The sequence below is a fragment of the Mycobacterium sp. genome, from assembly GCF_035506235.1.
Classification (GTDB): Bacteria; Actinomycetota; Actinomycetes; order Mycobacteriales; family Mycobacteriaceae; genus Mycobacterium.
Window position 1 is genome coordinate 1 of sequence record NZ_DATJPU010000065.1, and the last position, 9,983, is coordinate 9,983.

The window sequence follows — 9,983 nt, forward strand, 5'->3', positions numbered from 1 at the left end:
CGCGGTCCCGCCGGAAACCGGCACGTTGCGGGGCGATCTGCTGCAGCTCGGGGAGAAAATCTGCCAGCAGGGCCGGCAGAACGCCGGCACCATCCGCGCGGTGCTGGTCGAGGTGTCGCGCCACCCCGCCCTCAGGGACGCCCTGCAGCACGAATTCCTCGATCAGCGCAAGGCCATGATCCAGCACATCCTGCGACAGGCCGTCGACCGGGGCGAGATCCCCGAGTCCGCCATCGCCGACGAACTGTGGGACCTGTTGCCCGGATACCTGATCTTCCGCTCGATCATCCCCGGCAAGCCGCCCACCAGTCGCACGGTGCAGGCCCTGGTGGACGACTTCATCATTCCCGGACTCACCCGATCCCGCGGATATCAGGCCAGTTGATAGGCGATCGGAAAGTGCACGGTTCCGTCTCTTGTGCAGTACTGATCAGTACCGTAGGGTCATACCCAGCGATCGCGCTCGCACCGGCAGCATGATGCTATCGCCCGAGCATCGAAAGGCCAACGGGTGAAGGGGGATTCGATTGTGTCTCTCGTGAGGCGGGGGTGGATACCGCTGGTGGCGGTGGTCGTCGTCGCGCTCACGGGATTCGCCATCTATCGCCTGCACGGGATCTTCGGCTCGCATACCAACGTCTCGGCCAACAGCGGCCTGTCCAACGAGATCGTCCCGTTCAACCCCAAACAGGTGGTTCTCGAGGTCTTCGGCGCGCCGGGCGCCGTGGCGACCATCAACTACCTGGACGTCAACGCTCAGCCGCAGCAAGTCAAGAACGCCCCCCTGCCCTGGTCCTACACGATCACCACCACGGAGCCCGCGGTCGTCGGCAACGTCGTGGCGCAGGGCACCGGCGACACCCTCGGCTGCCGGATCACCGTCAACGGCGAGGTCAAGGACGAACGCACCGTGAACGAAGTCGACGCCTACACCTTCTGTCTGGATAAGTCGGGATGAGCAACGATCAACAGACGCGGCCCCGCCTGCCGCACACCATCCGCCGGCTCTCGCTGCCGATCCTGCTGTTCTGGGTGGCGCTGGCCGCCATCACGAACATCGCGGTGCCGCAGCTGGAAGAGGTCGGAAGAACCCACAACGTGGCGCTCAACTCGCCCGACGCGCCGTCGCTGAAGGCGATCAAGCGCATCGGCCAGGCGTTCAAAGAGTTCGACACGGACAGCTCGGCGATGGTCGTCCTGGAAGGTGACAAACCGCTCGGCGCGGACGCGCACCGCTTCTACGACGCCATGATCCGCAAGCTCGAAAACGACAAGAAGCACGTCGAGCACGTCCAGGACTTCTGGGGCGACACCCTGACCGCGGCGGGTTCGCAGAGCAGCGACGGCAAGGCCGCCTACGTTCAGGTCTTTCTCGCGGGCAATCAGGGCTCGGCGCGGGCGAACGAGTCCGTCGGCGCCGTGCGCGACATCGTCGACCACACGCCTCCCCCGCCCGGCGTCAAGGCCTACGTGACCGGCGCGGCGCCGCTCATCTCCGACCAGTTCGACGTCGGCAGCAAGGGAACCGCGAAGGTCACCGCGATCACCGTCGGGGTGATCGCGTTGATGTTGCTGTTCGTCTACCGTTCCGTCTTCACGATGCTGCTCGTGCTCGTCACGGTCCTCATCGAAATGTCCGCCGCCCGCGGGATTGTCGCCTTCCTCGGGAACGCCGGCGTCATCGGGTTGTCGACGTACGCGACGAACCTCCTCACGTTGCTGGTGATCGCCGCCGGCACGGACTACGCCATCTTTATCGTCGGCCGCTACCAGGAAGCGCGTGGGGCCGGCGAAGACAAGGAAACCGCCTTCTACACCATGTTTCGCGGGACGGCCCACATCGTCCTGGGTTCGGGCCTGACCGTCGCCGGCGCGGTGTTCTGTCTGAGCTTCACCCGGCTGCCCTACTTCCAAAGCCTGGGCGTCCCGGCCGCTCTCGGCATCCTCGTCGCGCTGTTCGCCTCGCTCACCCTGGGCCCGGCGGTGCTCACGCTGGGCTCCGCGCTGGGCGTCTTCGACCCGAAACGCGCGATGCGAACGCGTGGTTGGCGACGGATCGGCACGGCCATCGTCCGCTGGCCCGCCCCCATCCTCACCGCGGCGTGCGCCCTGGCCCTCGTCGGCCTGCTGGCGCTGCCCGGATACAAGACAAGCTACGACACCCGCCCCTACATGCCCGCCGATGCGCCGGCCAACGTCGGTTACACCGCCGCCGAGCGGCACTTCTCGCGCGCCCGGCTGGAGCCCGAATTGCTGATGGTCGAAACGGATCACGACATGCGCAACCCGGCCGACATGCTGATCCTGGACCGGGTGGCCAAGGCGGTGTTCCACGTGCACGGCGTCGCGCAGGTGCAGACCATCACCAGACCGCTGGGCACCCCGCTCGACCACAGCTCGCTCGCCTTTGTGATCAGCAATCAGAGCGCCGCCCAGCAGGAAAACCTGACCTACCAACGGGATCGGGCCGACGACCTGCTCAAGCAGGCCGCCGAATTAGCGAAGACGATCAACATCCTCAAACAGCAGTACGCCCTGCAGCAGCAACTCGCCGCCGCCACCCACGCCGAAACCCAAAGCTTTCACGACACGGTCGACACGATCAGGGACCTGCGCGACAAGATCGCGAACTTCGACGACTTCTTCCGGCCGATTCGCAGCTATTTCTATTGGGAGAAGCATTGTTTCGACATCCCCGCCTGCTGGGCGATCCGGTCGGTGCTGGACGCGCTGGACGGTATCGACCAGCTCACCGAGAAATTCGAAAACCTGACGGCCACCCTGGACAAGCTCGACGCGCTGCAGCCGAAACTGGTGGCGCTGATCCCGCCCCAGATCGACAGCCAGGAGACCAATCGGGAATTGACGTTGGCGAGCCACGCCACCCAGGCCGGCATCTACGCGCAGACGCAGGCCGCGATCGACAACGCGACGGCGCTGGGCCGGGCCTTCGACGCCGCGAAGAACGACGACAGCTTCTACCTGCCCCCCGAGGTGTTGAACAACCCCGACTTCAAGCGCGGGTTGAAGCTGTTCCTCTCGCCCGACGGTAAGGCGGCGCGCATGATCGTCACCCATGAGGGCGATCCCGCGACGCCGCAAGGCATCTCACACATCGACCCGATCGTCACCGCCGCGCACGAGGCACTGAAGGGCACGCCGATGGCCGACGCCCAGATCTACATCGGCGGCACCGCCGCGACCTACAAGGACATCCAGGACGGCGCCAAGTACGACCTGATGATCGTGGGATTCGCCGCGCTCGCCCTCATCCTGCTGATCATGATGATCATCACGCGGAGCCTGGTCGCCGCGCTCGTCATCGTGGGCACGGTGGCCCTTTCACTCGGCGCCTCCTTCGGGCTGTCGGTGCTGGTGTGGCAGTACCTGCTCGGCATCCAGCTGTACTGGGTTGTGTTGGCGCTGGCCGTGATCCTGCTCTTGGCGGTCGGATCCGACTACAACCTGCTGTTGATCTCCCGGTTCAAAGAGGAGATCCACGCCGGCCTGAAGACCGGCATCATCCGCTCGATGGCCGGCACCGGCTCGGTGGTAACCTCCGCCGGCCTGGTCTTCGCGGTCACCATGTGCGCGTTCGTGTTCAGCGGTTTCCAAGTGCTGGGCCAGATCGGCACCACCATCGGCCTGGGGCTGTTGTTCGACACGCTGATCGTGCGGTCCTTCATGACGCCTTCGGTCGCAACGCTTCTCGGGCGCTGGTTCTGGTGGCCCCAACGGGTACGACCGCGGCCCGCCAGCCAAATGCTCCAGCCCTACGGGTCGCGCGCGTCGGTACGCCAATTGCTGCTGTGGGAGGACGGTGACACCGCGGTGATGCCTAGCCGTACAGCTGCACAAACTGCTTCAGCGACTTCTCGACGTCGCCTTTGACCGCTCGGGCCGCGGCCGAACCCACCGGGCCGAACAACGGACGCCCGCCCAGTTCGAGGCGCAGACCGAGCGTGGACCCGTCTTCGGTGGCCCGCACGGTGAGCGTGACGGCATATTTCGCTCCGCCCTTGCCCGATCCTTTCATCGCCACCTCGTGCGGAGGGTCCCACCTGGTCACCGTCCACGTCACCCGGTTGCGCAGGCCCTTGGACCTCGCCACGCCCACGATCTCGGTGCCCTCGGTGATCTCGTCGGGCAGCTCGCTGCGCCACCCCTCGTGCATCACCAGCCATTCGCCCAAATCCGACAGGTCCGAAACGTGGTCCCACATGTCCTGCGGGGTCATCGGCATGTCGGCGGTCATGTCAACGGCGGCCATCGCACGAGCCTAACTGTGGAGGCGCTTCGTCACACCCGCCCCATTGGCCTCTGGCTCAGGAGGATATGCCGTTGTGTCCAGCTCATAGCGACAACTTCTGTGCGGCATGGCTTGTCGCTATGAGGCGGACAAATCGTCCACCCTCCCAGCGGAGAGACTCATGTGACTACTGGGAGCAACGGGAAACCCATCAGCGGCCGGGACCCCCGCGGAATCGGTTGCCGATCCGGAGTCCGGGCAGCAGCAGGGTGCGCGGCACGAACCGGCCGCCGGTGCTGACCACCTTGGGCACGATGCCCGGCACCACGCTGCGCTTGCCGACGAGCATCCCGCCGATGGCCGCCTCGGCCACGTCGTGCGGCGAAACCTGCGCCACCGGGATGCTGAACCGTTCGGCGTTGGCGATCTCGGCCCACTCCGTGGGCACCGGGCCCGGGCACAGGACGGTGACCGACACCCCCGTTCCGTGCAACTCCTCGTGGATGGCCTCGGAGAACGTCTGCACGAACGCCTTGGTGGCCGAATACACGGCCATGTAGGGCAAGGGCTGGAAACCGGCGATCGAGGCGATGTTCATCACCGCGCCGGCGCGGCGCTCGACCATGCCGGGCAGGACCGCGTGAGTGAGCTCCATCAGGGCCAGCGCGTTGAGGGTGACCTCTTCGCTTTCCCGTTCGAGCGGCAACTCGTAGAAAACCCCGCTGGTGCCGAAACCGGCGCTGTTGCACAGCCCGGCGATCGGTTCGGTGCGTAACCGGTCCGCCAGCTTGGCGCGGCTCTTGGGATCGCTGAGGTCCAGCGGCAGCACCTCGACCGCCACCGAGTATTCCTGGCCCACCTCGTTGGCGAGTTCGTCGAGGCGCTCGCGGCGCCGCGCGACCAGCAGCAGCGGGAACCCGCGGCGGGCCAGGCCGCGAGCCAGTTCGGCGCCGATGCCGGAGGAGGCCCCGGTGATGACGACGGTTGTCTGGATGTCGGCTTTCGGAAGACTCATGATGTCACCAATGTATCCCGCGGGTCGCCCGGACAAACGTCTCGCTCCGTTTGTCGAAAGACCCTGCATCGCTGGAAGATTCGCCGCCCGTGGCCGCGTCGGAGTCTTTGAACATGGCGAAGGCGCGGTTGCGCACGCGGTCCATGACCGCCGGGTTGACGGCGTCGGCGACCGCGGCGAATTGCCCGAACGGCGAGCTGGCCCGCCTGGGCCGGTGCACGATCGCATCCGCGATCACGCCGGCCGCCTGGTCCGGCGTCAGCGCGGGAAACTTGTCGTACATCGTGGTCGGGCTGATCATCGGCGTGCGCACCAGCGCCATGTGCACCGTGGTGAACTTGACGTCGTCGTTCACCACCTCAGCCTGCAGCGCGTCGCACAGGCTGTCGAGGGCGGCCTTGCTGGCGATATAGGCACCGAACCGCGGCGCGCGGGTCTGGACGCCGACCGAGGAAACGTTGATGATCTGCCCGAAGCCGCGTTCGCGCATCCCGGGGATGAACTTGAGGATGAGCTGAACTGCGCCGAGGTAGTTCAGTTGCATGGTCCGCTGGTAGTCGTGGATGCGGTCGTAGGACAGCTCCAGCGAGCGCCGGATCGACCGTCCGGCGTTGTTGATCAGGATGTCGACGCCGCCGAGGTCGTCGAGCACCTGGTCGGCCATCCCGGCGATGGCGTCCATGTCGGACAGGTCGCACGGATACACGTGGGCGGTCCCGCCGTCGCCTTCGATTTCAGAGGCCACCTTTTCGAGGTTCTCCCGCGTGCGCGCGACCAGCACCACCACCCCGCCCGCTTCCGCGATCTTTTTGGCGGCGGCCTTCCCGATGCCCGACGACCCTCCGGTGATGAGGATCGTCCGGCCCCGCACGGCATCGCCGAGCGTGCGGCCCTGCACCACATCCAGCAGGTTCCGCAGATAGAACGGTCGGTAACGCCCGGCCGAGTTGGGCGTGTTGATGATGTTGGACATCGCCGCGAAAGGCTTTTCCACCAGGTTCGTCAAGTCATCGAGGAGATTCATCGGCATTCGCCCCTGACGGGCAGTGTGACGTGGCTCATAGAACCAACCTAGGGCATCGCTTGGCCGCCGGAGGCAAGATCGCCGCCGGGTGACCGGCGGTCCCGCGGCTCACACCGCGGCCCGAGCACCGGCCATCGAAGGGCAATCCCCTTGTTACAGAGGGTAATCCGGGTGTGATCGCACACTTACTGGTGGGCAACCCCGCGATGTTCCAATCGGTTTTGTGAAAATTCTGGCACGCTTCCGCCAACCCGAGCCGACCACGATCTACGACCGGATCGGCGGGCACGAGGCCATCGAAGTCGTCGTCGAGGACTTCTACGTTCGCGTGCTCGCCGATGGCCAGCTGTCGGGCTTTTTCACCGGCACGAACATGAACCGCCTCAAGGGGAAGCAGGCCGAGTTCTTCGCGGCCGCGCTCGGCGGCCCCGAGCCCTACACCGGCGCGCCGATGAAGCAGGTGCACCAGGGTCGCGGCATCACGATGCACCACTTCGACCTGGTGGCCGGGCACCTGGCCGACGCGCTCGCCGCCGCCGGCGTCCCCTCCGAGACGGTCACCGGCATACTCGGCGCCATCGCGCCGCTGGCCCCCGAGATCGCATCGACCGAGACCACCAAGGTCTGAGTCCGCCGACCGCCACCATGCCCGGGGTGATCAGCCCTCGGCGCGCAACACGTCCAGCGCGTGCTGCAGATCGGGCGGATAGGGGCTGACGATCTCCATCCGCCTGCCGTCGGCCGGGTGGGCGAAGGACAGCGAACGCGCGTGCAACCATTGCCGTTCCAGCCCAAGCCTTTTCGCCAGCACCGGGTCCGCTCCGTAGACGAGGTCGCCGCAACACGGGTGATGCAGCGCGGAGAAGTGCACCCGGATCTGGTGGGTGCGGCCGGTTTCCAGGTGCACGTCGAGCAGGGTCGCGGCGACGAAGGCCTCCAGGGTGTCGTAGTGGGTGAGGCTGTGCCGGCCTTCTTTGGTGACGGCGAACTTCCACTCGCCGCCGCGGTGGCGCCCGATCGGGGCGTCGATCGTCCCGCTGGACGGATCGGGATGTCCCTGTACCAGCGCGTGGTAGCGCTTGTCGACGGTGCGCTGCTTGAACGCCCGCTTGAGCACGGTGTAGGCGCGCTCGGACAGCGCCACCACCATCACGCCCGAGGTGCCGACGTCGAGGCGATGCACGATGCCCTGCCGCTCGGGCACGCCGGAGGTGGTGATCCGGTAACCGGCGGCGGCCAACCCGCCGAGCACCGTGGGGCCGGTCCAGCCCACCGACGCGTGCGCGGCCACCGCGGCGGGCTTGTCGACCGCGACGATGTCGTCGTCGGAGTAGAGGATCGTCATGCCCTCGATGTCGACGGGCGTGTTCTCCGGCGGGGCCGGCGTCTCGGGCAGGCGCACATGCAGCCAGGCGCCGCCGGTCAGCCGGTCGGACTTGCCCGCGCGCACCCCGTCGAGTTCGACCTCGCCGTCTTCGGCCAGCGCCGCCGCGGCGCTGCGCGACAGCCCCAGCAGGCGCGCCAGCCCGGCGTCGACGCGCATGCCCGCCAGTCCCTCCGGGACGGGCATCGAACGTTCACTCAACGCTGGTCGGCCTCTCGCCGGCCGCCGCTGTCCGGCGTGGCTTTGCGCCGGCCCACGATGTCGAAGTCGTAGCCGAAGATCGACAGCACCACCAGCAGGATCGCCCCGCCGACCACCGACGGGTCCGCGACGTTGAACACCGGCCACCAGCCGACCGAAAAGAAGTCCACGACGTGGCCGCGCAGCGGCCCGGGCGCCCGGAAGAAGCGATCGACGAGGTTGCCCATGGCGCCGCCGAGGATCATCCCGAGCCCGACCGCCCACCACGGCGACACCAGGCGTCGCCCCATCCAGAAAATGCCGACCACCACACCCGTGGCGATCAGCGTCAGCACCCAGGTGTACCCGGTGGCCATGGAGAACGCCGCGCCCGAGTTGCGCACCAACGTCCAGGTCACGGTGTCGCCGATGATCGACACCGGCTGGCCCGGTGGCAGCAGTTTGACGGCCAGCACCTTCGTCACGATGTCCAACGTCAACACCACCGCCGCGACCGACAGCAGCAGTCGCAGCCGCCTCGGCGGCTTGGTGGGCGCGGGTTCGGGCTCGGCCAGCTCCCGGGCCGGTCCCGTTGGTTCGTCGGACACGTCACCATCATCCCCTAACCCGAACGTGCGCGATGATGCCACCATGGCTTCCCCGAAGGCTTCCTCCAAGGCCCGCCTCACCGTCATCGCCACCGGAGGCACGATATCGACCGGCAAAGACGCCGACGGGGTGTCACGACCGGCCTATAGCGGCGCGGACCTCACCGAACCCTTCAGGCGGACGTTCGACGTCAGTGTCGTCGACCTGCTGGCGCTCGACAGCTCGGAGCTGACGGCGGCCGATTGGGACCGGATCCGCGGCGCCGTACGCGCCGCGATCGACGGCGGCGCCGACGGGGTGGTCATCACCCACGGCACCGACACCATGGAAGAGAGCGCGCTGTGGCTCGACCTCACCCATGCGGGCGACGTCCCGGTCGTCCTCACCGGTGCCATGCGCGGCGCCGACGCCCCCGACGCCGACGGTCCGGGCAACCTGCGCGACGCGCTGGCGGTCGCGGCCAGCCCCGCCGCCCGCGGGCTGGGGGTCCTGGTGTGCTTCGCCGGCCGGGTGCTGCAGCCGCTGGGCATGCAGAAGGTGGCCACCGATGACCTGAGCGGCTTCGCCGGCGAGCTGGTCGGCACGGTGCGCGGCCAGGTGGCGCTGACCGGCGCCAAGACGCGGCCCTACCTCGGCGACCTGGGCGCCGCCGGCGCGCCGCGGGTCGACATCGTCGCGGCTTACCTCGGCAGTGACTCGGTGGCGCTGGACGCCTGTGTGGCCGCCGGCGCACGAGCCGTCGTGCTGGAGGCGCTGGGGTCGGGCAACGCCGGGGCCGCGGTCGTCGAGGGGGTGCGCCGGCACTGCGGCGCCGGGGTGGTCATCGCGGTGTCCACCCGCGTCCCCGGCGGCCGGGTCGGTGCGAGCTACGGCCCCGGCCACGACATGGCGGCCGCCGGCGCGGTGATGGTGCCGCGGCTGCGCCCGCCGCAGGCCCGGGTGCTGGTAATGGCGGCGCTGGCCGCGGGGCTACCCGTCGCTGGCGTCGTCGACCGCTGGGGCTAGCGCCGCGCCGGCCTGCAGCGCGCCGACGTAGTCGGGCCAGTCCAGGGAGTCGACGGGGTTGGCGGGGCGGAGGTCGCTCGTGTCCGCGGGAAACGTGCGCGCCTGGCCCGGGCCGGAGCTGCGGGTCTCGAACCGCACTGTCACAACGCCGTGGCCGGCGCCCTGCACCCAGCCGTGGCCGAGTTCCCCGTGTGCGACGTCGTCGCCGATCCGCCAGGGCATGGGCCGGTTGTGCGCCTCGTCTGGGGCCGGGGAGAACATCGCCTCGGTCGCGGTCACTACGGTTTCCGCGGGCTGCTCGTCGGACATCTCCCCCGCCAGCTCCAGGTCCGGGAACAACGACTGCTGGCGCACGTCGCTGAGCCCCGAAAAGCCAACGCCGAGAAGGCGAATCGGCCCGATTTCGCGTGGGTCGAGCAGCAGCCGCCGGGCCACGGCGATGAGCGCACCGGCCTCGGTCGTCGCGTAGGGCAACGTCGCCGAGCGGGTCAGCGTGGCCATGTCGGACTTCTTCAGC

The 9,983-nt window shown here is 68.1% G+C and carries 11 protein-coding genes; 5 read left to right on the forward strand and 6 right to left on the reverse strand.

Annotation, left to right across the window (positions count from 1 at the left end):
* The 3 genes from VMD50_RS06290 to VMD50_RS06300 form a co-directional block, all read left to right on the forward strand.
* A partial coding sequence (locus VMD50_RS06290; protein ID WP_325425933.1) for a TetR-like C-terminal domain-containing protein occupies positions 1-385 on the forward strand: 385 nt, incomplete at its 5' end.
* A gap of 141 nt (positions 386-526) precedes the next feature.
* Positions 527-958 carry an MmpS family transport accessory protein gene (locus tag VMD50_RS06295; protein ID WP_325425949.1) on the forward strand — a complete coding sequence of 144 codons (432 nt, stop codon included), beginning with the start codon at positions 527-529 and terminating at the stop codon, positions 956-958.
* On the forward strand, positions 955-3,891 hold the full coding sequence (locus VMD50_RS06300; RefSeq protein ID WP_325425935.1) for an MMPL/RND family transporter: 2,937 nt from the start codon (positions 955-957) through the stop codon (positions 3,889-3,891). The genes VMD50_RS06295 and VMD50_RS06300 overlap by 4 nt, the downstream gene beginning before the upstream one ends.
* On the opposite strand, the gene VMD50_RS06305 is transcribed toward VMD50_RS06300, so the two are convergent.
* The 3 genes from VMD50_RS06305 to VMD50_RS06315 all read right to left on the reverse strand — a co-directional run bounded on the left by VMD50_RS06305 (position 3,839) and on the right by VMD50_RS06315 (position 6,288).
* The gene (locus VMD50_RS06305) at positions 3,839-4,270 is read right to left on the reverse strand and encodes a type II toxin-antitoxin system Rv0910 family toxin (protein WP_325425937.1); all 432 of its coding nucleotides are present in this window, start codon (positions 4,268-4,270) and stop codon (positions 3,839-3,841) included. The two genes, VMD50_RS06300 and VMD50_RS06305, sit on opposite strands and share 53 nt — an antisense overlap.
* Before the next feature lie 190 nt (positions 4,271-4,460).
* A complete protein-coding gene (locus tag VMD50_RS06310) occupies positions 4,461-5,264 on the reverse strand; it encodes an SDR family NAD(P)-dependent oxidoreductase (RefSeq protein WP_325425939.1) in 804 nt (267 codons plus the stop codon).
* Positions 5,265-5,268: 4 nt separating this feature from the next.
* A complete protein-coding gene (locus VMD50_RS06315) occupies positions 5,269-6,288 on the reverse strand; it encodes an SDR family NAD(P)-dependent oxidoreductase (protein ID WP_325425941.1) in 1,020 nt (339 codons plus the stop codon).
* 223 nt (positions 6,289-6,511) lie between these two features.
* Between VMD50_RS06315 and VMD50_RS06320 the strand changes: the two genes are divergently transcribed.
* Positions 6,512-6,916, forward strand: coding sequence for a group I truncated hemoglobin (locus tag VMD50_RS06320; protein ID WP_325425943.1), 405 nt, complete (start codon positions 6,512-6,514; stop codon positions 6,914-6,916).
* A gap of 30 nt (positions 6,917-6,946) precedes the next feature.
* On the opposite strand, the gene VMD50_RS06325 is transcribed toward VMD50_RS06320, so the two are convergent.
* Both VMD50_RS06325 and lspA read right to left on the reverse strand, forming a co-directional pair.
* The gene (locus VMD50_RS06325; protein ID WP_325425945.1) at positions 6,947-7,873 is read right to left on the reverse strand and encodes an RluA family pseudouridine synthase; all 927 of its coding nucleotides are present in this window, start codon (positions 7,871-7,873) and stop codon (positions 6,947-6,949) included.
* Positions 7,870-8,460 carry a signal peptidase II gene (gene lspA, locus VMD50_RS06330; RefSeq protein ID WP_414686011.1) on the reverse strand — a complete coding sequence of 197 codons (591 nt, stop codon included), beginning with the start codon at positions 8,458-8,460 and terminating at the stop codon, positions 7,870-7,872. The genes VMD50_RS06325 and lspA overlap by 4 nt, the downstream gene beginning before the upstream one ends.
* Positions 8,461-8,503: 43 nt before the next feature.
* Here lspA and VMD50_RS06335 point away from each other — a divergent pair, with 43 nt between their 5' ends.
* Positions 8,504-9,466 (forward strand): asparaginase, encoded by a 963-nt coding sequence (locus VMD50_RS06335; RefSeq protein WP_325425947.1) that lies wholly within the window; start codon positions 8,504-8,506, stop codon positions 9,464-9,466.
* Here VMD50_RS06335 and VMD50_RS06340 read toward each other — a convergent pair.
* A partial coding sequence (locus VMD50_RS06340; RefSeq protein ID WP_475446826.1) for a DinB/UmuC family translesion DNA polymerase occupies positions 9,431-9,983 on the reverse strand: 553 nt, incomplete at its 5' end. The two genes, VMD50_RS06335 and VMD50_RS06340, sit on opposite strands and share 36 nt — an antisense overlap.